Source organism: Amycolatopsis sp. A133 (genome assembly GCF_031082405.1).
In the GTDB taxonomy this organism is placed as follows: Bacteria; Actinomycetota; Actinomycetes; order Mycobacteriales; family Pseudonocardiaceae; genus Amycolatopsis.
The window spans coordinates 76,928-100,515 of record NZ_JAVHJU010000045.1; the positions used below are offsets into that span (position 1 = coordinate 76,928).

Here is a 23,588-nt window from a genome sequence, read left to right on the forward strand (position 1 = left end):
ACCGTTTTATTCGGCGATCTTCGTGCGGTGCGACCACCGGAAGACCGCGATCTCGCAGCCGTCGACGGCCTCGAATTCGCCGCCGTGCACGAAGTGCTCGTAACCGGCTCCGTGGCGGATCTTGAGCGTGTTCTCCAGCGCGGAAGCGTCAACACTGCGGTGCGCCAACGCCAGTTCGGCCGGTCCACCGCTCAACGCGATTTTCACCTGCGTAACACTCATCGCGGCCTCCACCTCTCGACGAACTCAGTCGACCTGTTTCGGGGATCTCCCAGCAAAGACCAGTCTTTTCATTCTCGATTCAGGCTAGGCGAGCTGCCGCAAGGCGACATCCCCCACTCTGGTAGAGCCCTTTGCGCGGCCGCTCAGGGCAGCAAAAAAGGGGCTTCCTCCTGTGGCACAGGAGAAAACCCCTTCGAGCCGGAGCCGCGTCAGGCGCCGGGTGGCAGGTCGACGGGCTGCCCGGTGTGCGCCGATTCGTAGGCCGCTTGGACGATCCGGAACGTCCGCAGAGCGGCCCGGCCGTCCGGCCCCGGCCCGGCACCCGGACCCAGGAAATCCTTGAGCATCAAGGCAAGCAGGTCTTCGCCACCCGGTTCGGCCCGCTCGCCGCCGAGCAGCCGGGGACCGGCGTCGTACTGCACGCTCGCCTTGTCCCCGATGAATGTGACGACCGGCCGGCCCGTCGCGGAACCGCTGCGGCGGCAGTCGAACGACGCGACCTTCCCGCTCCGGTACCGCACGGTGAGCACCGCCGCGCTTTCCCCGATCCGTCCACTGAGGACCATGTTGGTCTGGGCGTACACCTGCCGCGCGGGCTCACCACCGAGGACGGCATCCGCGAGGTCGAGCAGGTACGGCGCGGCGGCACCCAGCACGCCGTCCGCACTCGTGGTCAACGAGCCGAGGACGGTCGTCAGCTCACCGATACCGCCGCCGGCAATTCCGTTGCGCACCACGGCGAAGGCCTCGCCGTGGCAGGCCGGAGACGCGAAGGTGAGCCGGTCGCCGCCGGCGTCGATCATGGCTTCCAGGTCCGCTTCCTTGGCCGCGGGCGGGTATTCGCACAGCACGCGCGCACCGGCCTCGGCCGCCCGCCGGACCGGCTCGAACGCGTCCCAGCCCGCCGCGGCGACAACTTCGACGTCCGGCAGGCCGCGCAGCGCCCCGGCGTAAACCTCGGGCGCGGACGACAGGATGGCGACCTTCACGCTGCTCCCCTCACCGGCAGTTCGACGGCCCGCCCGGTCCACGCGGACTCGGCGGCGGCGTGGATGATCCGCACGGCGGCCAGCGCGTCCTTCGGGCCGATCCGCGGCTCGGGACCGCCGGCGAACGCCGCGGCGAATTCCCGCATTTCGGTGGCGAACACCGACGGCCCGCCGTAGGCAAAGTTTTCGGCGATGCCGTCGACGACCCGGACCTCCTGGGGCCACTCGGAGTCGTAGCTCACCGTGCCGCCGGTGCCCGAGACGTGGAAGGCCACCCGCACGGGTGGCCGCGGCGTGGCCGTCCACCGGCTCACGACCTGGCTGATGGCGCCACTGGCGTGGGTGAGCACGGCGGTCCCGGTCGCGACGGCCCCTTCGGGCGCCGGGGTGGCGATCTCGCCCTGGTAGCAGGCGTACACGCGAACGACGTCCCCGAAGACCCAGTGGGCGAGGTCGGCGCCGTGCAGCAGCTGGTCGGTCAGGATGCCGCCCGACCGCGCGGAGGCGGTCCCGGTCCAGGGCCGCGGGTGGTAGGCGGAGAAGGAGAACCGGCCGACCGCGCCTTCCCCCAGCCGTCCGCTCGCGACGAGCTCGTGCAGCCGCGCATAGGGCGCGGCGAACCGCACGTCGTGGGCAGCGTAGAGCCGCACCCCCGCCTTTTCGGCGGCGGCGACGATCTCTTCGGCCTCTTCGGCACTGGCGGCCAGGGGCTTCTCGCACACGACGCCCACACCGGCGTTGATGGCGGTCATGGCGATCTCGTGGTGGCTCGCCGTCGGCGTGCAGATGTCGACGGCGTCCGCGCCGTCGAGCGCCTCGGCCAGGGAGCCGGCGGCCGTCGCCCCGAACTCCCGGGCCAGTTCGGCGCCCCGGTCGTCGTCGGAGTAGACCCGCACGGCGGCCCCGGTGCCGAGCCACGCTTCCAGGTGCAGCCGGGCGATGAGCCCCGCACCGATCAAAGCCACCTCGAGCATGGATTCCCACCGATCACGGACGACGCCTGCACGGACCAAGCCCGATCAGACTCGCCCACACCGCCCGGTGGGAGCCATTACCAACGTGGGTAGTTCGAAACGCGCTACTTCGTCGGCGAGGGGGAAGCCGGCGCCGGCGCGGGTGCCTGCGACGCCGCCGGGACCTTCGGGGCGTTGTAGGTGTCCATGTCGGTGATCTTCCACTTGTCGCCCTGCAGCTGGGCGTTCAGGTGGAGCTGCGCCGTGCCCGCCGTCGTCTTCTTCGTGTCCGTGCGGGTCGAGGTCTGGTCGACGAAGACCATCACCTTCGCCAGGTCGCCGTTCAGCATGATCACCGCCGAGCGCGTCACCTTGCAGGTCACGATCATCTTCTGGGCCGGCGCGAGCCGCTTCACCTCGCCCATCAGCGAGTTGTACTTGTTCTTGACGTCGTCGTTGGCGAGCAGGTCGTTCGCCGCGTCCTCGGTCTTCTTGATGTTGTTGAAGTCGTAGGAGAACAGCGCCTCGGCCGCCTTCGAGACGGCGTCCTTGACCTGGGCCGTCTTCGCGACGTCCAGCAGCGCGGTGTTGCTCGTCGCCGAGGAGACCTTGACCTCCTCGGACTTGAACCAGAAGGCCAGCCCGCCCAGGATCAGCGCGACGAGCACCAGCGCGCCCGCGACCAGGTACGGCTTCGGCACCTTCGAGCCCGCGGGCTTCGCCGGCTCGTCTTCCGAAGCGGCGACCGGGACCTCGGATTCCTCCGTCGGCTTCGCGATCCCCGTGTCCCGCTTCTTCCGCCGCGGGGCCGGCCGCTCCGGGGCCTCCTCCTCGTCCGACGCCGGCTCACCGGTGAGCGCGTCGACCTGGGGCTCTTCCTCGGTGCCGACCGCCGCGAAGACCTGCGTGTCCTCGGCGGCCGCGGTGTCGAGCTGCCCGCTGGTCGACTCGGCCGGCTCGGGCTTGGCGACCGGCCGGGGCACCGGCACCGGGCGCGGCACCGGCCGCGGCCGCGGCTTCCGCGTCTCGGCGGGCGGGACGGCGGGCTGCTGGCCGGTCCGCTCGGCGGCGGACTCGTCCGTCGCGGGCTTGCGCGTACCGGCCACGCGGGGCCGCCGCGACGGCGACGGAGTGCTGCGAGGCGGCTGGCGGCGGGAGGGGGGCACTACGGGCTCCTTACGGGTGACGCTACTGGCCGGCCGCGACGAGCGGGACGCTGTCGATGCCGGACAGCTTCCAATCATCGCCCACCCGGGTCATCGACACTTCGAGGCGCAGCGGCTTCGCACTGCTCTTGTCCCCCTGGGTGACGGTCGTGGCGATGGCGGCGAGGAAGCTCGCCTTGCCTTCGTGGTCGTCCAGCTCCTCGACGGCGATGTCCTGGACGTCCGTGGTTACCTTCGTCTTGGCGTCGGTGAGCGCCTTGCGGAACGTCGGCGCCGACTGGTCGATCTGCTGCGACATCTTCTCGTCCGACACGGCTTTCTGCCGGGCGAAGAAGCCGTCCAGATCCGTGTAGTCGACCTCGGTGTAGGCCTTCAGCGCGTTGGTGCCCGCCTTGACGACGGCCTCGCGCGACGCCGCCAGGCTGGCGTTGTCATCGTTCTCGGCCACCCACCACTGGACGCCGAAGATGGCCGCCGCGATGAGGCCGGCCAGTGCCAGCGCCCCGGCGCCGAGCACCAGGATCCGCGAGGAGTCCTTCGACGGCGTCGCGGAGGACTCCTCCTCGACCGGCGTGGCGGCCGGCTGGTCCGTGCTCATGACACTCCAGAGTAGGTAACGGTCATCAAATCCCGGTCAGGACAGGCCGAGCAGCGAGCCCAGGCTGTTCAGGCTGACGCCGGGGCTGCCGACGATGCCCGGCACCCCCCGGGTGTTCCGCTCCTCGGCCAGCTCTTCGGCCGGCCGGTTCGCGTTGGCCGCGACGTCGCTGTCCGACGGCGCGACCGGCACCCCGCCGTACGGTGCGTTCTGCGCACCGCGGACGTTGATCGGGCTGCCCTTCGGTTCGGCACAGTACGCGTCGTCCTTCGCCGGCCGCGGCGTCAGGTCGTTGCCCGTCCGGAACTGCGAGTACGGGATGTAGCCCCTCGTGCAGGCCGGCGGGTTGAACAGGTTGAGCACCAGGCCCAGGTGGGCGGTGCCGTCGCCGGGCGCGACGCTGCTGACCGCGCCGGCCAGCGCCGGGTAGGTGACCAGGCCCTGCTCGATCCCGTCGAGGCGGGTCACGGTCAGGTTGGCCGTGGTGAGCAGGTTCGCCGTCAGCGCACCCAGCCCCGGGCCGGACTCGGCGAGCACCTCGCTGATCTGCGACGCCACCTGCGGCGTGATGCCGATGAGCTTCCGCAGGTCGCCGTCGGAGTTCTTGAGCGTGCCGGTGAGCTCGTTGAGGCTCTTGCTGAACGAGGCGAAGTTCGCCGCTTCGGCGTTCTGCGTGTCCAGCACCTGGCCGCCGGCGTCCAGGAGCTGGATCGTCTGCGGCAGGTACTCCTGCGCGGTCGTGGTGAAGCTGCGCGCGGTGTCCAGCAGCTTCTGCAGGTCGCCGCCGGTGCCGCGGAAAGCGTCGTAGGACTCGTCGACGACCGTGCGCAGCGAGTCGACCGGAACCGACGCGGCGAGCGAGTCGAGGTCGCCGATCAGCCGGTCGGTGCTGACCGGGGTGGTCGTCTTGCTCGCCGGGATCACCGAGCCGGCCGCGAGGTACGGGCCCTGGTCGGCCTTGGGCCGCAGGTCGACGTACTGCTCGCCGACGGCTGACCGGTTGGCAACGACGGCGTCGAGGTCCGCGGGCACCCGCGGGGCCGACGGGTCGATGTTCAGGTCGGCCTCGAGCCCGGTCTGGGTCAGCCGCATCTCACCGACCCGGCCGATGTTGTAACCGCGGTAGGTGACCTCCGCGTTGGTGAAGATGCCGCCCGACTCGTTGAGCTGCAGCTTCACCGTGTAGCCGTCGTTGCCGAACACGCTGCCGAGCCCGGCGAACCGGATCAGCGCGTACACGATGGCGACGACCGAGATCACCACGAAGGCGATCAGCTGGATCTTCGTCCGGCGGATCAGCATCAGCCCGCACCTCCCGACAGGAGCCCGAAGAGGTTGCCCAGGCCCGGCTTCGACTGCGAGGACTGCTGCCCGGCACCGGGGATCGGCAGCGGCGGCGGCTGGTTGGCGGGCGTGCCCTGGACCCCGCCGGTCAGCCCGGCCAGCGGCAGCTGCCCGGCCAGGGCGTTCTGCCGGCTGTTGCCCAGGTTGTCGACGATCGTCTTCAGGTTCAGGTCCACCTTCGCGTACAGGTTGAAGTAGTCGCCCTTGACGCCGTTGATCGCCTGGTCGCTGAACGGGAACGTCAACAGGAGCTGGAGCGCCTTCGGCAGGTCGTTGCCCGCCTCGCCCAGCTTCTGCAGCGTCGGGGTCAGCGCCTTCAGGTCGGCGACGAGGTCCTTCTGCGACTTGTTCACCGTGTCGGTGGCGACGCCGGAGAGGTTGTCCAGCGCCTGCAGCATGGTGACCAGCTGGCCGCGCTGCTGCTCCAGCACGCCGAGCCCGGGCCCGAGGTTGTCGACCGCGCCGACCAGCTTGTCCTTCTGGCCGTTCAGGGTCGAGGAGAGCCGGTTCAGCCCGTCGATGGCCCGGGTGATGTTCTGCGACTGCCGGTCGAGGTTCGTCACCAGCTGGTTCGCGTTGTCCAGCAGCGCCTTGATGTCCGGCTCGCGGCCGGAGGTGGCGTTGTTGAGCTCCTTGGTGATGGTGTTGAGCTGGTCGACCCCACCGCCGTTGAGCAGCAGCGACAGCGCGCCGAGCAGCTCTTCGACCTCGACGCTGCGGTTCGTGCGGGCCAGCGGGATGGTCGCGTTGTCGGCGAGCTTGCCGCGGGCCTGGTCGTCGCCGGGCGAGGCCAGCTCGACGTACTTCTCGCCGAGCAGGCTGGACTGCTTGACGTTGGCGATCGCGTTGGCCGGCAGCTTGATGCCGCCGTTGACCTTCAGCGTCACCAGCGCGTGCCAGCCGTCCTTGGTGAGCCCGACGTTTTCGACCCGGCCGACCGGTACCTCGTCGACCTTCACCCCGGCCTGCGGGGTCAGGTCGAGCACGTCCCGGAACTCGACGTTCACCGTGTACGGGTGGTCGCCGAGGTCGGCGCCGCCGGGCAGCGGCAGGTCGTAGATGCCTTTGAAGGCACAACCGGAGAGCGTCAGCGCGGATGCCGTGGCGAGCACTCCGACGGTCAGGAGCTTCTTCACTGGCCACCTCCGTAGAGCTGCCCGGCGATGGGCAGCGGCAGCGGCGGCAGCTGACCGGACTGCAGGGCCTGCACGGTCTGCGCCACGGACGGCAGCGGGATCACCTTGTCGACCACGCCGGCGATGCTCTCGCAGGCGTTGCCGAGCACGTCCGGGATGCTGTTGGTGCCGACCTGCTTGAGCAGCCGGCAGATCATCACCAGCGGCGGCTGGGTCAGCTCGTTGAGGTTCGGCCGGGCGTCGAGCGTGCCGGCCGCGCCGTTGTAGGTGTTGACCAGGTTGCTGAGGCCGACCGGGGCGACGTCGAGGATCTCCGCCAGCGAGCCGCGCTCGTCGACGAGCACCTTCGTGATGCCGGCCAGCTTGTCCACATTGGACTTGAGCCGGTCGTGGTTGGCGTCGATGAACGCCTGCACCGCCGTGAGCGTCGTGCCCAGCTGCCGCACGGTCGCGGCCAGGTTGTCCTTTTCGGACGCCAGGTAGCCGCTGACGTCGGCCAGCCGGCTCTCGAAGCTGCGGACCTGCTGGTCGGAGTCGGCCAGCGTCTGGGAGAACTTGCCGAGGTTCTCCACGGTGGAGAACAGGTCGTCCTTGTTGCCGGAGAGGGTGCCGGCCGCCTGGCCGAGCTTGGTGATCGTGTCGTGCAGCGCCTGGCCGTTGCCGTCGACGTTGGCCGCCGCGGTGTTCAGCAGGTTCGACAGCGAGCCGTTCTTGTTGGCGCCGTTCGGGCCGAGGGTCTCGCTGACCCGGGCCAGGCTGGCCGCCAGCTGGTCGACCTCCAGGGGCACCTCGGTGCGGTCGAGGCCGATGACCGCGCCGTCGGAGATCCGCGGGCCGCCGGTGTAGGCGGGGGCCAGCTGGACGTAGCGGTCCGACACCAGCGAGGGCGCCACGATGAGCGCCTTCGCGTCGGCCGGGACCGCGACCGAGCGGTCGTACTCGAACTCGACCTTCACCTGGTTGCCCATGGGCTGGATCTTGGTGACCGTGCCCATGTCGACGCCGAGCATCCGCACGCTGTTGCCCTCGTAGAGGCCGACGGCGCCGGCGAAGTACGCGGTCAGGTGGTTGCGGCCGGCGTCCTTGAGGGTCCACCAGATCCCGCCGGCGACGACGAGCGCGAGCACGATCGCGATGGTGAAGCCCCGGGTCAGGGCCGATCCGAAGCGGGTGTCACTCATTTTGTGTAGCACCCCTCTTCGTTGATCGGGCCGAACGACGGCAGCACCAGGCCGCAGATGTAGTTGTCGAACCAGCGGCCGTTGCCGATGGTGTTGGTGAAGACGCGGATGAAGGGCGCGAACTTCTCGAGGCCCTCGGCCAGCGAGTCCTGGTTGCGCTGCAGCATCGACGTCAGCTGGTCGAGCTGGGTCAGCACCGGGTCGAGCTGCTTGTCGTTGTCGTCGATCAGGCCCTGCAGCTGCGTCGCCAGCGCACGGGAACCGTTCAGCAGCGCGGTGATCGCGTCCTCGCGCTTGGCCAGCTCGGCGAGCAGGTCGTTGCCGTCGTCGAGCAGCTTCTGCACCTCGGCGTCGCGGTCGACCAGCGTCTGCGACACCTCGCGGGTGTTGGCCAGCAGGTTCGACAGCTGCTGGTCGCGCGAGGCGATCGTGTCCGAGAGCTTCGACAGCCCCGACAGCGCACCCCGCACGTCCTCCGGCGTGTTGGCGAAGGTCTGCGAGATCGTGTCGAAGCTCTGCGCCAGCTGCTTGGTGTCGATGTTGTCGACGGTCTGGGACAGTCCGCGGAAGGCGTCGAGCACGTCGTACGGCGCCATCGTCCGGTCCCGCGGGATGCCGGTGCCCGGGTTCAGCGCGTTCTCGCCCTGCGGGTCCAGCGACAGGTACTTCTGCCCGAGCAGCGTCTTGATCTTGATCGCGGCGCTGGTCCGGTCGCCCAGCCAGGCGTCCTTGACCTTGAACGACACCTTCACCGACGCACCGTCGAGCTCGATGTCGCTGACCTTGCCGACCTTGACGCCGGCGATCCGGACGTCGTTGTCCTTCTGCAGCCCGGAGGCCTCGCTGAACTCGGCGCTGTAGGTGGTGCCGCCGCCGATCACCGGCAGGTCGTCGGAGTTGAGCGCGGCGGTGAAACCGAGCGCCAGCACGACGATCCCGACCAGGGCGATCGGCACGGGGTTGCGCTTCTGGAAGGACTTCATCCCGTGCACCTCGCCCGGTTGACCGGGATCAGGGGCAGGGCGACGTCGTTGATCAGTGGCGGCAAGCTCACGCTCCCGGAGAACTCGCAGGCGTAGAAGTTGAACCAGGAGCCGTAGTCCGCGGTGCGGGTCAGCGTGCTCACCTTGGTCGGCAGGAACTGGATGAAGTGCTCCAGCTCCGGCTCGTTCTTGTTGAGCGCGCTCGTCAGGTTCCCGAGTGCGCTGATGTCGTTCTTCAGTGGCTCGCGGACTTCGCCCAGCAGCCCGGACGTCGTCTCGGCCAGGTTGCCGAGGCTCTCGATCGCGTCGCCGATCGGCTTGCGGTCGGCGGCCAGCCCGGACACCAGCTGCTGCAGCTTCACGATCAGGTCGTTGAGCTGCGGGGTGTGCGCGTTGACCGTGTCGAGCACCGAGTTGAGGTTGTCGATGACCTCGCCGATCACCTGGTCCTTGTCGGCGATCGTGGTGGCCAGCGACGCCGTGTGCGACAGCAGGCTCTCCACGGTGCCGCCCTCGCCCTGCAGGACCTGGATGACCTCGTAGGACAGCTTGTTGACGTCCTCGGGGTTGAGCGCGGTGAACAACGGCTTGAAGCCGTTGAACAGCTCGGTCAGGTCCAGCGCGGGCGTGGTGCGGTCCAGCGGGATGGTGCCGCCGGGCTGCAGCGTCTTGCCGGAGCTGTCGTCTCCCTCGCCGAGGGAGACGTAGCGCTGGCCGACCAGGTTGCGGAACTTGATCTGCGCGGTCACCCCGGCCGGCAGCGTCCGGCCGGAGTCGACCTCGAACTCGACCTCGGCCTGCCGCTTGTCGACGATGTGCACGTCCTTGACCTGCCCGACCCGGACGCCCGCGATGCGGACGTCGTCGTTGGGCAGCAGCAGCGTCGCGTCGGTGAAGCGCGCCTTGTAGGCGTTGGTGCTGGTGGTGTTGATGTTGGCGATGCTGATCCCGAGGATCGTCGTGAACAGCACCGTGACGACCACGAAGATGCCGAGCTTGATCAGCGGCGCGAGCAGGCCCCTCACTTGACCGTCACCTCCGCACCCCGGTACAGCGGGCCGACGAGCAGCGAGCTCCAGCCCGGGACGTCGGCGGCGTTCAGACCCAGCTGCGGGCCGAGCAGATCGGCCAGGAAGCCCTGCTCCGCCGTCGAGTACGCCAGATCACCGCCGCTGCCGTTGCCGCCGGTCGCGTCGCTCTTGAACTTGGCCGGGTTCAGGCCCTCACCGACGGTCTTCGGCGCGGCCTGGTGCTTCGTGCCGTCCTGGAAAGCGCCGTCCGGCGGCTCCGACGGGAACGGCTTCGGCAGGTTGTCGGCGTCGTAGCAGCGCGGCCCGCGCTTGTCGTCGAACCGCGGCTCTTCCTTGCCCGCCTGGTACGGCGCGCGCGGCACGATGATCTCGATCGTCGCGTGCAGGCCGGGCTGGTTGGTGCCCTTGCCCAGCGCCTGGTCGATCAGCGGCACGTTCTTGGCCATCTGGGAGATCACGCAGGGGTACTCCGGCGCGTACTTCGCCAGCAGCTCGGCCGTCGGCCGGGCGGTGTCGACGAGGGAGATGATGTTGTCCTTGTTGTTCTGCAGGAACGTCTGCAGGTCCACCGAGGCCTGGGTCAGGCTGCCGTAGAGGTTGGCCAGGTTCTGCCGCTCGTCGACCACGGTCCGGGTCGTCGTGCTCAGGTTGTCCAGGCTCTGCACCAGGTCCGGGGCCGCGTCCTTCAGGTGGTCGGAGAACTCCGCGAGCGCCTTGAGGTTGTGCTGCAGCTCCGGCTCGTGCGGGTTCAGCTCGCCGATGTAGCTGCCCAGCTGCGTCAGGGTCTCGCCGAGCTGGTCGCCGCGGCCCTGCAGCGCGGTCGAGATCGCGGTGAGCGTCGCCGACAGCTTCTGCGGCTGGACCGCCTGCAACACCGGCATCAGGTGGGAGAACGCCTGCTCCAGCTCGACCGCGCTCGACGTGCGGTCCTGCGGGATGACGTCCCCGCTGGACAGCGTCTTCGCCGAGGGGTCCTTCGGGATCTCCAGCGACACGAACCGTTCGCCGAAGAGCGTCTTCGGCAGGAACCGCGCCGAGACGTTCTCCGGGATGAGCTTCGCCGACTCCGGCTTGAGCGCCAGGGTCAGCTCGGCGCCGTGGTCGGTGGCGACGATGTCCTCGACCGAGCCGACGATCAGCCCGCGCACCTTGACGTCGGACTGCTCGATCAGCTGGTTGCCGATCTTGTCGGCCTGCAGCTTGACCGTGACGACCGGCGTGAACGCCTTGTCGTAGAGCGCGATGGACAGCGCCACCCCGCCGACCATCACGGCGATGAGCAGCAGGCCGAGCAGCCTGCGCCGGAGCACCCTCATCCCGCGATCCTTACCGTGACGTCGGTTCCCCAGATGGCGAACCCGATGAAGAAGTTCATGATCGACACCGTGACGATGGACAGCCGCACGGCCTTGCCGACCGCGACGCCGACGCCGGCCGGGCCACCGGTCGCCCGGTACCCGAAGTAGCAGTGCGACAGGATGATCAGGACGCTGAACAGCAGCACCTTGATGAACGAATAGAGCACGTCCTGCGGTGGCAGGAACAGGTCGAAGTAGTGGTCGTAGGTGCCGGCCGACTGGTTGTAGATGTAGATGACGACCAGTCTCGACGCGAGGTACGAGCTCAGCAGGCCGATGATGTAGAGCGGGATGACCGCGACGAACCCGGCGATGATCCGGGTCGTGACCAGGTACGGCAGGCTGGGCACGCCCATGACTTCCAGTGCGTCGATCTCCTCGGAGATCCGCATCGCGCCCAGCTGGGCGGTGAACCCGGCGCCGACCGTGGCGCTCAGGGCGAGGCCCGCGACCAGCGGCGCGATCTCGCGGGTGTTGAAGAAGGCGGTCAGGAAGCCGGTGAAGGCCGACGTCCCGATCGAGTTCAGCGCCGAGTAACCCTGGAGGCCGACGAGGACACCGGTGAACAGCGTCAGGCCGACCATCACACCGACCGTGCCGCCGATGACCGCGAGCGAGCCGGAGCCGAAGCTCACCTCGGCCAGCAGCCGGAGCACCTCTTTGGTGTAGCGGCGAAGGGTCCGCGGCGTCCACAGCAGCGCCCGGCCGTAGAACGACATCTGGTCACCGAGGGTGTCCAGCGTCTGGAGGGGTCGGTTGACGACGCGCTTGGCGCCCTGGAGGAACGTCATGGCGCTAGTCCAGCTTTCCGGGCACGATCTGCAGGTAGATCAGGGTGATCACGAAGTTCACGACGAACAGCAGCAAGAACGTGATGACCACGGACTGGTTCACCGCGTCCCCGACGCCCTTCGGGCCGCCGGAGGGGTTGAGGCCCCGGTAGGACGCGACGACGGCGGCGATGAACCCGAAGATCAGCGCCTTGAGCTCGCCGACCCAGAGGTCGGGCAGCTGCGCGAGGGCGGAGAAGCTCGCCAGGTACGCACCCGGCGTCCCGCCCTGCAGCACGACGTTGAAGAAGTAGCCACCCAGCACGCCGATGACGCTGACCATGCCGTTGAGCAGGAGCGCGACCAGCATCATGGCGAGGGTGCGCGGCACGATCAGCCGCTGGACCGCGGAGACGCCCAGCACCTCCATCGCGGCGATCTCTTCACGGATGGTCCGGGCACCGATATCAGCACAGACGGCGCTTCCTCCGGCGCCCGCCACCAGCAGCGCGGTGACCAGCGGACTGGCCTGCTGCACGGTGGCGAGCACGGAGCCCGCGCCGGTGTAGGACTGCGCGCCCAGCTGGCGGGCGAGCGATCCGAACTGCAGCGAGATGACCGCGCCGAACGGGATGGCCACCAGGGCCGTCGGCAGGATGGTCACGCTCGCGATGAACCACGACTGCTGGATGAACTCCCGCAGCTGGAACGGGCGCTGGAACAGGCCGCGGACGATGTCCAGGCCGAGAGCGAACAGGTTCCCGGTCTCGCGGAGCATGCCGATGCCGGGGATCTTCGCCTGTGTTGCGGGAGAACTCACCGGCCACCTGGCCCGTTGTTCGGTGGCAGGCGGTGCGTGCCGGTTCTCGGCGGCTGGCCGCCGGGGATCCGCGCCACCTGCTCGGCGGGCAGCTGGCCGTGGTGCTGGTTCGGGACGCCGTCACCCTGCGGGCGGGCCCCGACCTGCTGCGGCTGACCCCGGTGCGAGCGCACGCCGTAGTGGCGCTGCTCCTCCGGGCTCAGCGACTCGATGATGCTCTCCTGCGCGGCCGGCGGCAGCCGGTGCATGATCTCCATGACCCGGTCCTTCCGGCGCACGGCACCCATCCGGGTCGGCACGCCCGGCGTCGTCTGCATCTGCGGCGGCACCCCGGTGATGTCCTCGACCCCGCCCGCGTGGTGGCCGGCGTCGAACATCGCCTGCTCGGCGGCCATCTGCGCGGAGTCCTTCTCCTCGGACATGCCGATCGGGCCCTGCATCTTGCCGTTGAGGAACTGCTTGACGACCGGCTCCTCGCTGGTCAGCAGCACCTCGCGCGGGCCGAACATGACCAGTTCCTTGCGGAACAGCATGCCCAGGTTGTCCGGCACCGTGCGGGCCAGGTTGATGTTGTGGGTGACGATCAGGAACGTCGCGTCGATCTGCGCGTTGACGTCGAGGAACAGCTGCGAGATGTAGGTGGTGCGGACCGGGTCGAGGCCGGAGTCCGGCTCGTCGACCAGGATGATCTCCGGGTCCAGCACGAGGGCGCGGGCGAGGCCGGCGCGCTTGCGCATCCCGCCGGAGATCTCGCCCGGCAGCTTCTTGTCGGCGCCGTTCAGACCGGTCATGTCCAGCTTTTCGAGCACGATCCGGCGGATTTCCGTCTCGGATTTTTTCGTGTGCTCGCGCAGCGGGAAAGCGACGTTGTCGTAGAGGTTCATCGAGCCGAACAGCGCGCCGTCCTGGAAGAGGACGCCGAAGAGCTTCCGGATCTCGTACAGCTTGTGTTCGGCGCAGGTGACGATGTCGACCCCGTTGATCACGCAGCGGCCGCGGTCGGGCTTGAGCAGCCCGATCATCGACTTGAGGAACACCGACTTGCCGGTTCCGGACGGACCGAGCATCGCCGACACTTCGCCCGGGGGGAGCGTCAACGTGACGTCCCGCCAGATGGTCTGCTTACCGAAGGACTTCGTCAGACCTTCGATGACCACCTCGGCACCCATCGCACCTCCAGGAGCTGTTCCGCGTCATTGCGCCCGCTGCCACACCCTGCCACCCACGCCGGCGGCGGATGTGGGCCGGTGGCGCCCACGAACCCGCGTCAACCAGGTGCAACGAGCTGAGTGCGAACAGGTTACTCACCAGTTTTCTTTTCTGGCCAGCCCCGAACTCATCGTCACCCCGCCGTGATCGCCAATGAGCAGCACGGTAGCCCAAACGGGGCAACGGCGCAGGTGTCCGCGAGCCCGGGTCCACGATTTAGGGACCCCCGGGGAGATTCGGACACACTCCTAGGGGTGGTGGCGGCCCGCAGCTCAGGAAGTCGTAGACGCGGAAAGGGGCGGGCATCCGAGTGGATGCCCGCCCCTTTCGCGAGGTGGTGCGTAGGCGCCGGCGCGCCCGGGATCACTTGATGGTGATCTTGGCGCCCGCGGCCTCGAGCTTCTCCTTGGCGGCCTCGGCGGCCTCCTTGTCGACCTTCTCCAGGAGGGCCTTGGGAGCGGCCTCGACCAGCTCCTTGGCCTCCTTCAGGCCCAGGCCCGAGACGACCTCGCGGACGACCTTGATGACCTGGATCTTCTTGTCGCCGGCGCCCTCGAGGACGACGTCGAACTCGTCCTGCTCCTCGGGGGCCTCGGCGGCGGCACCGGCCGGGCCGGCGGCGGCGACGGCGACCGGCGCGGCGGCGGTGACGTCGAAGGTCTCCTCGAACTCCTTCACGAACTCGGACAGCTCGAGGAGGGTCAGCTCCTTGAAGGCGTCGATCAGCTCGGCGGTGCTCAGCTTCGCCATGATGGCTTCCTCTCAGAAAAACGAACTAGGCGTTCGGGGTGGGGGGTGGTTCAGCTCTCGGCGGGTGCTTCGGCTGCTTCGGTACCGGTGGCGTTGCGCTGCTTCTCCTCCAGCGCGGCAGCCAGGCGGGCGACCTGGGACGCCGGCGCCTGGAACAGCGCGGCGGCCTGGGACAGCTTCGCCTTGAACGCGCCCGCCGCCTTGGCGAGCAGGACCTCACGGCTGTCGAGATCGGCGATCCGGTTGATCTCGTCCACGGACAGCGCTTTGCCGTCCATGTAGCCGCCCTTGATCACAAGCGCGTTGTTGTCCTTCGCGAAGTCGCGAAGCGCCTTGGCGGCGTCGACGGCTTCACCCTCGACGAAGGCGATGGCGGTCGCGCCGACGAACAGGTCCTCGAGACCCTGGATGCCGGCGTCCTCGGCCGCCCGCTTGACCAGGGTGTTCTTCGCGACCCGGTACTTGGCACTGGTGCCGAGAGCGCGGCGCAGCTGAGACAGCTGTGACACGGAGAGGCCGGTGTACTGGGTAACGACGGTGGCCGAGCTGCTGCGGAAGCTCTCCGCGATCTCGGCGACGGCCGCCACCTTGTCGGGCTTCGCCATGGTCGCCTCCTCTCTTGGCTAGTGTTTCCACTGGCTTCGAGGAGCCCCGAAACGACAAAACGCCCTCGCGCAGACAGGCGCGGGGCGTCATCGGGCACCTGGGTGCCCGGCCTCGTTCCTCCTGCGCGGGCCGCCCGGCGAGTGCGGGGCCTTCGTTCCCCGCGGGGAGCGGGGAAAACCAGCGGTCTTCGGTAGAACCGTTGTGAACTATACCCGGTCGTCTGTCGAGGTTTTCCCGGGGCCCGTCCTGACCTGCGTTTTGGCCGCCTGGGGGTTCCCCGGGAGGCCTCGAAGGGCATCATGGTGACGTGGCGGAGCAGCGCGATGACGGAAAGCCGGGCTCGGACATCGAACCGGCGGGCTCGAAGGCGCCCGCCGGGGGGAACGGGCAGCCCGGGAGCGCACCGCCGGCCCAGGGCGCTCCGGCGCTTCCGCAGCCGTCCGGCACTCCGGCGCCGGCTCAGGGCACTTCCGCGCTCCCCCAGCCCTTCGGGCAGCCGGCGCTTCCCCAGCCGTCGGGGCAGCCGCCGGTGGACCCCGCGCAGCTGGAGCAGTTCCGCCAGTTCCAGCAGTTCCAGGACTACCTGCGCTTCACCCAGGCCCAGCAGGGCAACCAGCCGGCCCCTTCACCGGACGGGGGCGTCGTCCAAGCCCCGCCGTCCCAGCCGGGTGGTCAGCCTCCGCTCATCCCGCCGGGCTACCAGCTCGTCCCGGTCGAGCGCCGCCGGGCGCCGAAGTGGGTGAGCTGGCTCGGCAAGAAGGTCCTCGCCTGGGTACTGGCGTTCATCCTGCTCGCGGTCGCGGGGACATGGCTGTACAACCACTTCTTCCCCAACGACGCCGGCAAGACCTCCGCCCAGCTCGCCCAGGAGGGCGGCGGGAAGTACCACACGAACCACGTGTTCTCGACGAACCCGTACGAGGCGGTGCGGATGGTCTACCACAACGTCGCCCAGGGCCGGGTCGACGACGCCTGCGGCCGGTTCCAGAACGAGGGGCAGCGCGACATCCAGACCCGCTTCGCGCAGGACATCGCCCAGACGTTCCGCCAGAGCACCGCCCAGACCGACTGCAAGAAGGCCGTCGAGTTCCTCGCCACCCAGGTGACGAACAAGAACGACTACGCCGAATCCCTGCCGTCGAGCGTCTCGGCACCCCTGCCCGGGGACACCGTGACCATCGATTCGTGCACCTTCCCCGTCACGGGCGGTCCGGCACTGGGTGTTTTCACGGTCTCGAAGGTCGAGAAGGGGCAGTGGCTCATCACCGACCACGCGATCGGGCCGTCAAAGTGCAGCAGCGCCCCGACCGCGACGCCGACCAGCCGCTAGCGCGGGTGCGGCGCCGCCAGGAACGACACCAGGGCATCCGCGAACGCCGGTGACATCACCGCCGTCATGTGGTCCCCCGGGATCCGGACCAGCCGCGCTCCCGCGATCGCCGCCGCCAGGCGTTCCGGCTCGGCCGCCAGCTGGTCCTGCTCGCCCGCCAGCACCAGCGTCGGCACTCCTATCGCCGACAGGTCCAAATGACCGTGCCGCGAAGCCAGTGCCACCGCCGCCAGCGCCTGCCGGTCGCCGCCGACCGCGTCCGCCAGCAACCGGAACGGCACTCCTGATGGCGGCACCACCGAGGGGTCCTCCGCCAGCAACGCCGAAGCGATGTCCGCCGGCTTCACCACGCGCAGGTCGACGCCGCCGAAGTCGACGATGCCCGAACCCACGCCGCCCGTGGCCAGGCAGCGGATGCGCTTGTCCGCCGCCGTCACCGTCAGGGCGATGATCGCGCCCATCGAGTAGCCGACCATCGAAACCTCGTCGAGGGCCAGCTCGTCCAGCAGCGCCGAGACGTCCCGCGCCATGCTGTCTTCCGTGTAACGGGACTCGTCGTGCGGCTTCTCGGAGCGGCCGTGGCCGCGCGCGTCCAGGGAAATGACCGTGAAGCCCGCCGACCGCAGCGCCGCGACGACGCCGGTGGAGATCCAGTTCGCGTTCGTGTCCGCGGCGAAACCGTGCTGCAGCAGCACCGGGCGGTGGGCGCCGTCGCCGTCCCACACCGTGTAGTGCAACCGGAGCCCGTCGAACGACGCGAAAGTCGGCATGACGTCAATAAGACACGAAGAAAGGGCGCCCCCGCAGCAAGCGGGGACGCCCTTTCTGGTGATGTCCGACTCAGACAGCCGCTTCCTCGGAAAGGAGGTTGCGGGTCCGCAGCGGGTCGACCGGGATGCCCGGGCCCATCGTGGTGGTGAAGGTGACCTTCTTCAGGTAACGGCCCTTCGCCGACGACGGCTTGGCGCGGAGGATCTCGTCCAGCGCGGCGGCGTAGTTCTCGACCAGCTTCTCGGTGTCGAAGGAAGCCTTGCCGATCACCAGGTGCAGGTTGGCCTGCTTGTCGACGCGGAAGTTGATCTTACCGCCCTTGATGTCCTTCACGGCCTTCTCGACCGCGGGGGTCACCGTGCCGGTCTTCGGGTTCGGCATCAGGCCACGCGGGCCGAGGATGCGGGCGATGCGGCCCACCTTGGCCATCTGGTCCGGCGTCGCGATCGCGGCGTCGAAGTCGAGCCAGCCACCCTGGATGCGCTCGATCAGTTCGTCGGTGCCGACCGCGTCCGCGCCGGCGGCTTCGGCCTCGGCGGCCTTGTCGCCGACGGCGAAGACGATGACGCGGGCGGTCTTACCGGTGCCGTGCGGCAGGTTCACGGTGCCGCGGACCATCTGGTCGGCCTTGCGGGGGTCCACACCGAGACGCATCGCAACCTCGACGGTCGCGTCCATCTTGGTCTTGGAGGTCTCCTTCGCCAGCTTCGCGGCCTCGAGCGGCGCGTACAGGCGCGCCTTGTCGATGAGCTCCGCAGCCTGGCGGTAAGCCTTGCTGTGCTTGGTCATGCTTCTGTCCTTAACTTCGAAAACGGATCAGTGTGGTGACGAGCCAGCACGCGGCTCTCCCACGGGTAAAGCGTCAGGCGTCGACGACCGTGATGCCCATCGAACGAGCAGTGCCGGCGATGATCTTCGCGGCCTGGTCGATGTCGTGCGCGTTGAGGTCGGTCTCCTTGGTCTTGGCGATCTCGCGGACCTGGTCCCAGGTGACCTTGGCGACCTTGGTCTTGTGCGGCTCGCCGGAGCCCTTCTCCACGCCCGCGGCCTTCAGCAGCAGCTTCGCGGCCGGCGGCGTCTTCAGCTTGAAGTCGAACGACCGGTCCTCGTACACGGAGATCTCGACCGGGACGACGTCCCCGCGCTGCGACTCGGTCGCGGCGTTGTAGGCCTTGCAGAACTCCATGATGTTGACGCCGTGCTGACCCAGCGCGGGGCCGACCGGCGGCGCGGGGTTGGCCGCACCCGCCTTGATCTGCAGCTTGATGATCGCCGCAAGCTTCTTCTTCTTGGGTGGCATTTCTTTTCCTGTCCTGTACTACGTCCCCCGCGTACCTGCCGTGGACGCGGGAACTGCGGCCGAGGAGGCCGGCCGTCAGATCTTGGAGACCTGGTTGAACGACAGCTCGACCGGGGTCTCCCGGCCGAAGATCGACACCAGGACCTTCAGCTTCTGCCCGTCGATGTTGACCTCGGAGATCGTCGCCGGCAGCGTCGCGAACGGGCCGTCCATGACGGTGACCGACTCGCCGACCTCGAAGTCGACCTCCACCGTCGGACCGCCGAGCTGCGACGAAGCGGAAGAGCTCTCGCCCTTGGCCGACTTCGCCGGGGCTTCGCTCTCGACCTTCGGGGCGAGGAACTTCAGCACCTCGTCCACGGTGAGCGGCGACGGCCGGGAGGTGGCGCCGACGAACCCGGTGACACCCGGCGTGTTGCGCACCGCGCTCCACGAGGCGTCGTTCAGGTCCATCCGGACCAGGATGTAGCCGGGCAGCACCTTGCGCTGCACCTGCTTGCGCTGGCCGTTCTTGATCTCGGTGACCTCTTCGGTCGGGACCTCGATCTGGAAGATGTAGTCCTCGACGTCCAGGGTCTGGGTCCGGGTCTCGAGGTTGGTCTTCACCTTGTTCTCGTACCCGGCGTAGGAGTGCACGACGTACCACTCGCCGGGCGCGGCGAGCAGCTCGGAGCGCAGCTTGGCGACCGGGTCCTCGTCGTCCGCGACGGGCTCGGCCTCGGCTTCGCCGGCCACGGCGACGTCGTCAGCGCCGTCGCCGCCCTCGTCGACGGAAGCGTCGTCGTCGACAGAAGCGTCGTCGGCAACGGAAGCGTCGTCCTCGGAGTCCGACACGTCGACGGGCTCGAGGTGCGCGGACTCCTCGTCACCGAGTGCCGCGTGCACCTGCTCGTCGGAAAGCTCGGTCAGGTCGTGACCGGCTGATGTGCCGTTTTCGGAGGTCACGTTCCGTCCTCTCAGTTGATCATTGCGGGCCAAGGCCGGGACCTCGGCCCCATCGGCGCGCGCCCGGGGGCGCGTCAGCCGAAGATCTTGCCGATGCCCCACTTGAATGCCAGGTCGAGCACGCTCACCAGGCCCACCATGAACACCACGAACGCCAGCACGACGATGGTGTAGGTGACCATCTGCTTGCGGTTGGGCCAGATGACCTTGCGCAGCTCCGCCCAGACTTCGCGGATGAAGCGCACCAGCCGCGCGAACACGGAGGCCTTCTTCGCCTTCTGGTCCCGCTTCGGAGTCGGAGCGCCCTTCGCGTCGGCGGCGGCCTTCTCCCCCGGCTTCCCGGCCGGGCGGGCCTTGTCGTCCGCACGTGCCGCGGACTTCCCCGCCGGACGAGCGGTCGCACGGCGCTCACGCCGGGCAGCGGCTGTGACCGGACGGGACGGGCTCTCGGGCTTCTGCCCGGTGCCGCCCTGGTCCTGCTCGCCGCCGCTGGCGTCGCTGTCGCTCACGACCACTCCTCCGCTCCACCAGTTCCGTTACGCAGGGGTGACAGGACTTGAACCTGCAACCTGCGGTTTTGGAGACCGCTGCTCTGCCAATTGAGCTACACCCCTGTGGAGCCCGATCTCTCGGAGCCCCCGAGGACGCATTCCATCATCCCCACCATCCAGGCGGGGATGACCGTAGTGCGTTCCAAGTCCCGAAGTCTACGGCAAGCCTCGCGAGAGGCCGCAACCGCGCCCCCCGATCGACCACCGCACCCCGGCCGGCCTGCGGAAAACTCCCCGCCGACCACCTGATCATGCCAGGATGTGCGCCATGACGACCACCCCCCGGACGGCGGGGGCTCCGCTGCGGCTCGGGCTCGCGCTGCCCCAGTACGGCCCCCTCGCCGATCCGGCGGCCGTGGCGCGCTTCGCGACGGCCGCGGAGGACCTCGGCTTCGCGTCGCTCTGGGTGGGCGACCGGATCCTCACGCCGCTGGAGCCGTCGGACCTCTACCCGGGTGGTGGAACGCCGGAGCACCCGTACCCGAAGGAGTTCGAGACCTTCGCCGACCCGTTCACGACCCTGGCCGCCGCGGCCGCGGTGACCCGCACGGCCCGGCTGGGGATGAGCGCGCTGACCGGCCCGGTCTACTCCCCGGTGCTGCTCGCCCGCGCGCTGACCTCGCTCGATCTCGCCAGTTCGGGACGGCTGGACGTCGGCTTCGGGCTCGGCTGGCTGCGCGAGGAGTACTTCGCCGCCGGGGTGCCGTGGGAAGGCCGGGGCAACCGGCTCGAAGAGCTCCTCGACGCGCTCGACGCGCTGTGGACCGGCGATCCCGTGGCGCACGAGGGCCCGCAGTGGCGGATCGCGCCGTCGACGGTGGGTCTGCGCCCGGCCCAAGAGCCGCGCCCGCCGGTGCTGCTCGGCGGGTTTTCGCCGCCGGCGCTGGCGCGGGTGGGGCGGCGCGCGGACGGCTGGCTGGCGGGCTGGATGCCGAAGCAGTACCTGAACGGCCTCTGGTCGGTCGCGCTCGAAGCGGCGGAGAAGGCCGGACGCGACCCGGGCGCCCTGCGCCGGGTCCTGCGCATCAACCCGCGCCGGGGCACCGGCGTCGAGACGGTCGCCGACGTCCCGCCGTGCCTGGACGTCGCGCGGGAAGAGGGCATCACCGAGGTGCTCGTCGACCTGCACTACGTCGCGAAGGACGTCGACCACGCCCTGGACCTCGCCGCCGAACTGATCACGACCGCGATCTGATTCCGCCTCCCGTGTGACGCAGGTCTCGCGCACGGTCTGATAGTTCTATTATAGTTAGAACTATGCTCGTTCAAATCGATCCGAGCTCCACCGTCCCGCTCTTCGAACAGGTGGCCTCGTCGCTCCGCCGGTCCCTCGCCGACGGCCACCCGGCGCCCGGGCAGCAGCTGCCACCCGCCCGTGAACTGGCCACGGCGCTCGAGATCAACGTCCACACCGTGCTGCGGGCGTACGCGCTCCTGCGCGACGAAGGCCTCATCGACCTGCGGCGACGCCGGGGCGCCGTCGTCATCGGCGGCGCGTCCTCGCGGGCGCGGCTGGCCGAACTGGCCGAGGAACTGGTCCGCGAGGCGCGGCGCACGGGCGTCGGCCTCGACGAGCTCACCGGGGTGTTGAAGGAGAAGTACTCATGACCAAGCTGATCCGGGTCCTGATCGCCACCGCCGTGCTGCCGGGCGCCGCGCTCGCCGTCGCCGGCGCGCTCGAGAACGCGTGGACGGGCCGGTTGCCCGACCCCGTCGCCACGGACTGGAACGGCGCGCCGAACGGCTCCACCCCGCTCGGGGCGTTCACCGGCGTGTGCCTCGGGCTCGGCGCGGCCGCCGTGCTGCTCTTGGCCACGACGGCGGTCACCATGGTGCGCCGCGGGCGGCCGCTGCCGCGCGCGACCGTCGGCGTCGGCGCCGGGTTCGCCGCCCTGCCGGCCGCCGTCCTGCTTTCGGTGCTCGTGGCGAACCTCGACGTCCCGGACTGGCACGCGGCCCGCACCGGCCTGGTCGTGGTGTTCTTCATGCTGGGCGCGGCCGCCGTCGGCGTCGTGGCGGCGCTCGTCGGCGGCCTGCCGGCGCCGCCGGTCCCCGAAGAGGGGGCCGCGCACCGGCCGAGCGTCGGTCTGCGGGCCGGGCAGCGCGCGTTCTGGTCCGGCCGGGCGGCGAACCCGGCGATGCTCTGGGCGCTGGCGCTGATCCCGGTGGCGATCGCCCTCCTGCCCGCCGGGTTCCCGTGGGCGACGGCCGTGTGGATCGCGCTGGTCGGCACGGTGGTCACGGCGTTGACGTACCGGCTGTCGGCGACCGTGGACGCCAAGGGTGTGACGATCCGCTTCGGCCTCTTCGGCGTCCCGTGGCGGCACCTGGGGCTGGGCAGCATCCGCGAAGCCACCACGCGCGAGCTGTCGACGTTCGCCGACGGCGGGCTGGGCCTGCGCTTCAACCCGGTCACCGGCACGACGGCGTACAAGGTCCGCGGCGGCCCGGCGCTGGTGCTGGCCTTGGAGAACGGCCGGACGGTGCTGGTGAGCGTGGACGACCCGGAGACGGGCGCGGGGCTCGTCAACGATCTGCTCGCGCAGCGGATCACCCGGATTGACTAGGCCGGTGGCCCCCTGGGTTCGGTAGAAACGAAGAAGTGGCGAAGAAGAGCGGTGGCGGTGGCTGCCTGGTGGTCGTGCTCGTGGTCGGGCTGCTGGCCTTCGGGTACTACAAGTGGCAGCACGGCTCGTCGTCGGCGCCACCGGAAGGCGTGGACACCGGGGGCGGCTCCGGCCGGTACGTCGCGCTCGGCGACTCGTACACGTCGTCGCCGCGGACCGGGCGGCAGGCCGGCACCCCGGCGGGCTGCGACCGCTCGGACGACAACTACCCGCACCTGGTTTCGGCGAAGCTGAAGCCCGCGCAGTTCGCCGACGTCAGCTGCAGCGGCGCGACAACGGCGAACCTGAGCGGGGCGCAGAAGACGGGCAACGGCACGAACCCGCCGCAGCTGGACGCCGTCACGGCGGCGACGACGCTGGTGACGGTGGGCATCGGCGGCAACGACGTCGGCTTCTTCTCGTACGCGTCGTCCTGCGCGACGACGAACCAGAACGCCTCGCCGTGCCGGGACCGCCTGACGGCCGGCGGCCGCGACCAGCTGGCGGAGCGCATCGACGCGACGGCCCCGAAGGTCGGCGCGGTCCTCGACCGCATCCACAAGAAGGCCCCGAAGGCGAAGGTGGTGGTGGTCGGCTACCCGACGGTGCTGCCCGACGGCGCCGGCTGCTGGCCGTCACTGCCGTTCGGCGCGGGCGACATCGAGTACTTCCGCGGCGCGCTGGCCAAGCTGAACAAGATGCTCGAGGACCAGGCGGACGCCCACCGCGCGGGTTACGCGGACACGGCCACGCCGGGCAAGGGCCACGACGTGTGTTCGGCGTCCGACCAGCGCTGGGTGGAAGGCCTGCTGCCCGCCTCGCCGGCCGCCCCGCTCCACCCGAACGCCCGGGGAGAGCAGGGCATGGCCGACGCGGTGCTGGCGGTGCTGAAGCTGCCTTGACCGGTCTGCCGCGGCTGGTCGTGAGTGGTAAGGCGGGTTAGAACCCGCCGTACCACACACGACCCGC

At 69.6% G+C, this 23,588-nt stretch carries 26 protein-coding genes and 1 tRNA gene; 5 read left to right on the top strand and 22 right to left on the bottom strand.

Annotation, left to right across the window (positions count from 1 at the left end; genetic code table 11):
• Positions 1-6 precede the first annotated feature (6 nt).
• The 16 genes from Q5425_RS28390 to rplJ all read right to left on the bottom strand — a co-directional run bounded on the left by Q5425_RS28390 (position 7) and on the right by rplJ (position 15,115).
• Positions 7-222 carry a DUF5988 family protein gene (locus Q5425_RS28390; RefSeq protein WP_308675384.1) on the bottom strand — a complete coding sequence of 72 codons (216 nt, stop codon included), beginning with the start codon at positions 220-222 and terminating at the stop codon, positions 7-9.
• Positions 223-431: 209 nt separating this feature from the next.
• On the bottom strand, positions 432-1,211 hold the full coding sequence (locus Q5425_RS28395) for a Gfo/Idh/MocA family oxidoreductase (protein ID WP_308675385.1): 780 nt from the start codon (positions 1,209-1,211) through the stop codon (positions 432-434).
• Positions 1,208-2,185, bottom strand: coding sequence for a Gfo/Idh/MocA family oxidoreductase (locus Q5425_RS28400; RefSeq protein ID WP_308675386.1), 978 nt, complete (start codon positions 2,183-2,185; stop codon positions 1,208-1,210). Before Q5425_RS28400 ends, Q5425_RS28395 begins: the two co-directional genes overlap by 4 nt.
• A gap of 104 nt (positions 2,186-2,289) precedes the next feature.
• Positions 2,290-3,270, bottom strand: a complete 981-nt coding sequence (locus Q5425_RS28405; RefSeq protein ID WP_396135262.1) for a hypothetical protein — start codon at positions 3,268-3,270, stop codon at positions 2,290-2,292.
• 82 nt (positions 3,271-3,352) lie between these two features.
• A complete protein-coding gene (locus tag Q5425_RS28410) occupies positions 3,353-3,928 on the bottom strand; it encodes a hypothetical protein (RefSeq protein WP_308675388.1) in 576 nt (191 codons plus the stop codon).
• A gap of 36 nt (positions 3,929-3,964) precedes the next feature.
• Complete coding sequence (locus Q5425_RS28415) at positions 3,965-5,230, bottom strand: MlaD family protein (RefSeq protein ID WP_308675389.1); 1,266 nt, start codon at positions 5,228-5,230, stop codon at positions 3,965-3,967.
• A complete protein-coding gene (locus Q5425_RS28420; RefSeq protein WP_308675390.1) occupies positions 5,230-6,408 on the bottom strand; it encodes an MCE family protein in 1,179 nt (392 codons plus the stop codon). Before Q5425_RS28420 ends, Q5425_RS28415 begins: the two co-directional genes overlap by 1 nt.
• Entirely contained in the window at positions 6,405-7,589 is a 1,185-nt protein-coding gene (locus Q5425_RS28425) for an MCE family protein (RefSeq protein WP_308675391.1), read from the bottom strand. Before Q5425_RS28425 ends, Q5425_RS28420 begins: the two co-directional genes overlap by 4 nt.
• Complete coding sequence (locus tag Q5425_RS28430) at positions 7,586-8,572, bottom strand: MCE family protein (RefSeq protein WP_308675392.1); 987 nt, start codon at positions 8,570-8,572, stop codon at positions 7,586-7,588. Before Q5425_RS28430 ends, Q5425_RS28425 begins: the two co-directional genes overlap by 4 nt.
• Entirely contained in the window at positions 8,569-9,597 is a 1,029-nt protein-coding gene (locus tag Q5425_RS28435; RefSeq protein ID WP_308675393.1) for an MCE family protein, read from the bottom strand. Before Q5425_RS28435 ends, Q5425_RS28430 begins: the two co-directional genes overlap by 4 nt.
• Positions 9,594-10,919, bottom strand: coding sequence for an MCE family protein (locus Q5425_RS28440; RefSeq protein WP_308675394.1), 1,326 nt, complete (start codon positions 10,917-10,919; stop codon positions 9,594-9,596). The genes Q5425_RS28435 and Q5425_RS28440 overlap by 4 nt, the downstream gene beginning before the upstream one ends.
• The gene (locus Q5425_RS28445; RefSeq protein ID WP_086842343.1) at positions 10,916-11,752 is read right to left on the bottom strand and encodes an ABC transporter permease; all 837 of its coding nucleotides are present in this window, start codon (positions 11,750-11,752) and stop codon (positions 10,916-10,918) included. Before Q5425_RS28445 ends, Q5425_RS28440 begins: the two co-directional genes overlap by 4 nt.
• A 4-nt stretch (positions 11,753-11,756) precedes the next feature.
• On the bottom strand, positions 11,757-12,509 hold the full coding sequence (locus Q5425_RS28450) for an ABC transporter permease (RefSeq protein ID WP_013222532.1): 753 nt from the start codon (positions 12,507-12,509) through the stop codon (positions 11,757-11,759).
• A 38-nt stretch (positions 12,510-12,547) separates the two neighbouring features.
• The gene (locus Q5425_RS28455) at positions 12,548-13,720 is read right to left on the bottom strand and encodes an ABC transporter ATP-binding protein (RefSeq protein ID WP_308675395.1); all 1,173 of its coding nucleotides are present in this window, start codon (positions 13,718-13,720) and stop codon (positions 12,548-12,550) included.
• A gap of 403 nt (positions 13,721-14,123) precedes the next feature.
• Positions 14,124-14,510 carry a 50S ribosomal protein L7/L12 gene (gene rplL / locus Q5425_RS28460; protein ID WP_308675396.1) on the bottom strand — a complete coding sequence of 129 codons (387 nt, stop codon included), beginning with the start codon at positions 14,508-14,510 and terminating at the stop codon, positions 14,124-14,126.
• A gap of 50 nt (positions 14,511-14,560) precedes the next feature.
• Positions 14,561-15,115, bottom strand: coding sequence for a 50S ribosomal protein L10 (rplJ, locus tag Q5425_RS28465; protein ID WP_308675397.1), 555 nt, complete (start codon positions 15,113-15,115; stop codon positions 14,561-14,563).
• 308 nt (positions 15,116-15,423) lie between these two features.
• On the opposite strand from rplJ, the gene Q5425_RS28470 reads away from it, so the two are divergent.
• Positions 15,424-16,446, top strand: coding sequence for a hypothetical protein (locus Q5425_RS28470; protein ID WP_308675398.1), 1,023 nt, complete (start codon positions 15,424-15,426; stop codon positions 16,444-16,446).
• Here the strand turns inward: Q5425_RS28470 and Q5425_RS28475 are convergent.
• The 6 genes from Q5425_RS28475 to Q5425_RS28500 form a co-directional block, all read right to left on the bottom strand.
• Positions 16,443-17,216, bottom strand: a complete 774-nt coding sequence (locus Q5425_RS28475) for an alpha/beta hydrolase (RefSeq protein WP_308675399.1) — start codon at positions 17,214-17,216, stop codon at positions 16,443-16,445. The genes Q5425_RS28470 and Q5425_RS28475 overlap by 4 nt on opposite strands.
• Positions 17,217-17,286: 70 nt before the next feature.
• Positions 17,287-18,006 carry a 50S ribosomal protein L1 gene (gene rplA / locus Q5425_RS28480; protein ID WP_086842353.1) on the bottom strand — a complete coding sequence of 240 codons (720 nt, stop codon included), beginning with the start codon at positions 18,004-18,006 and terminating at the stop codon, positions 17,287-17,289.
• Between the two features lie 73 nt (positions 18,007-18,079).
• Positions 18,080-18,517 carry a 50S ribosomal protein L11 gene (gene rplK, locus Q5425_RS28485; RefSeq protein WP_043781763.1) on the bottom strand — a complete coding sequence of 146 codons (438 nt, stop codon included), beginning with the start codon at positions 18,515-18,517 and terminating at the stop codon, positions 18,080-18,082.
• Positions 18,518-18,592: 75 nt separating this feature from the next.
• The gene (gene nusG, locus Q5425_RS28490) at positions 18,593-19,462 is read right to left on the bottom strand and encodes a transcription termination/antitermination protein NusG (RefSeq protein WP_308675400.1); all 870 of its coding nucleotides are present in this window, start codon (positions 19,460-19,462) and stop codon (positions 18,593-18,595) included.
• A 74-nt stretch (positions 19,463-19,536) separates the two neighbouring features.
• On the bottom strand, positions 19,537-19,977 hold the full coding sequence (secE, locus tag Q5425_RS28495) for a preprotein translocase subunit SecE (RefSeq protein ID WP_308675401.1): 441 nt from the start codon (positions 19,975-19,977) through the stop codon (positions 19,537-19,539).
• Between the two features lie 26 nt (positions 19,978-20,003).
• Positions 20,004-20,076, bottom strand: a tRNA-Trp gene (locus Q5425_RS28500).
• Positions 20,077-20,281: 205 nt separating this feature from the next.
• Here Q5425_RS28500 and Q5425_RS28505 point away from each other — a divergent pair.
• From Q5425_RS28505 to Q5425_RS28520, 4 genes are all read left to right on the top strand, one after another.
• Positions 20,282-21,208 (top strand): TIGR03619 family F420-dependent LLM class oxidoreductase, encoded by a 927-nt coding sequence (locus Q5425_RS28505; protein ID WP_308675402.1) that lies wholly within the window; start codon positions 20,282-20,284, stop codon positions 21,206-21,208.
• A gap of 62 nt (positions 21,209-21,270) precedes the next feature.
• Positions 21,271-21,621, top strand: a complete 351-nt coding sequence (locus tag Q5425_RS28510; RefSeq protein WP_308675403.1) for a GntR family transcriptional regulator — start codon at positions 21,271-21,273, stop codon at positions 21,619-21,621.
• Positions 21,618-22,580, top strand: coding sequence for a hypothetical protein (locus Q5425_RS28515; RefSeq protein WP_308675404.1), 963 nt, complete (start codon positions 21,618-21,620; stop codon positions 22,578-22,580). The genes Q5425_RS28510 and Q5425_RS28515 overlap by 4 nt, the downstream gene beginning before the upstream one ends.
• 35 nt (positions 22,581-22,615) lie before the next feature.
• Complete coding sequence (locus tag Q5425_RS28520; RefSeq protein WP_308675405.1) at positions 22,616-23,521, top strand: SGNH/GDSL hydrolase family protein; 906 nt, start codon at positions 22,616-22,618, stop codon at positions 23,519-23,521.
• Positions 23,522-23,588: the final 67 nt, after the last annotated feature.

Excerpts from the sequence above, each read along its gene's own strand:
- Q5425_RS28390 (WP_308675384.1), bottom strand. The coding sequence starts at position 222 with ATGAGTGTTACGCAGGTGAAAATCGCGTTGAGCGGTGGACCGGCCGAA.
- Q5425_RS28400 (WP_308675386.1), bottom strand. The coding sequence starts at position 2,185 with ATGCTCGAGGTGGCTTTGATCGGTGCGGGGCTCATCGCCCGGCTGCAC.
- Q5425_RS28410 (WP_308675388.1), bottom strand. The coding sequence starts at position 3,928 with ATGAGCACGGACCAGCCGGCCGCCACGCCGGTCGAGGAGGAGTCCTCC.
- Q5425_RS28415 (WP_308675389.1), bottom strand. The coding sequence starts at position 5,230 with ATGCTGATCCGCCGGACGAAGATCCAGCTGATCGCCTTCGTGGTGATC.
- Q5425_RS28425 (WP_308675391.1), bottom strand. The coding sequence starts at position 7,589 with ATGAGTGACACCCGCTTCGGATCGGCCCTGACCCGGGGCTTCACCATC.
- Q5425_RS28430 (WP_308675392.1), bottom strand. The coding sequence starts at position 8,572 with ATGAAGTCCTTCCAGAAGCGCAACCCCGTGCCGATCGCCCTGGTCGGG.
- Q5425_RS28440 (WP_308675394.1), bottom strand. The coding sequence starts at position 10,919 with ATGAGGGTGCTCCGGCGCAGGCTGCTCGGCCTGCTGCTCATCGCCGTG.
- Q5425_RS28445 (WP_086842343.1), bottom strand. The coding sequence starts at position 11,752 with ATGACGTTCCTCCAGGGCGCCAAGCGCGTCGTCAACCGACCCCTCCAG.
- Q5425_RS28450 (WP_013222532.1), bottom strand. The coding sequence starts at position 12,509 with ATGCTCCGCGAGACCGGGAACCTGTTCGCTCTCGGCCTGGACATCGTC.
- Q5425_RS28455 (WP_308675395.1), bottom strand. The coding sequence starts at position 13,720 with ATGGGTGCCGAGGTGGTCATCGAAGGTCTGACGAAGTCCTTCGGTAAG.
- rplL (WP_308675396.1), bottom strand. The coding sequence starts at position 14,510 with ATGGCGAAGCTGAGCACCGCCGAGCTGATCGACGCCTTCAAGGAGCTG.
- rplJ (WP_308675397.1), bottom strand. The coding sequence starts at position 15,115 with ATGGCGAAGCCCGACAAGGTGGCGGCCGTCGCCGAGATCGCGGAGAGC.
- Q5425_RS28475 (WP_308675399.1), bottom strand. The coding sequence starts at position 17,216 with ATGCCGACTTTCGCGTCGTTCGACGGGCTCCGGTTGCACTACACGGTG.
- rplA (WP_086842353.1), bottom strand. The coding sequence starts at position 18,006 with ATGACCAAGCACAGCAAGGCTTACCGCCAGGCTGCGGAGCTCATCGAC.
- rplK (WP_043781763.1), bottom strand. The coding sequence starts at position 18,517 with ATGCCACCCAAGAAGAAGAAGCTTGCGGCGATCATCAAGCTGCAGATC.
- Q5425_RS28505 (WP_308675402.1), top strand. The coding sequence starts at position 20,282 with ATGACGACCACCCCCCGGACGGCGGGGGCTCCGCTGCGGCTCGGGCTC.
- Q5425_RS28510 (WP_308675403.1), top strand. The coding sequence starts at position 21,271 with ATGCTCGTTCAAATCGATCCGAGCTCCACCGTCCCGCTCTTCGAACAG.
- Q5425_RS28515 (WP_308675404.1), top strand. The coding sequence starts at position 21,618 with ATGACCAAGCTGATCCGGGTCCTGATCGCCACCGCCGTGCTGCCGGGC.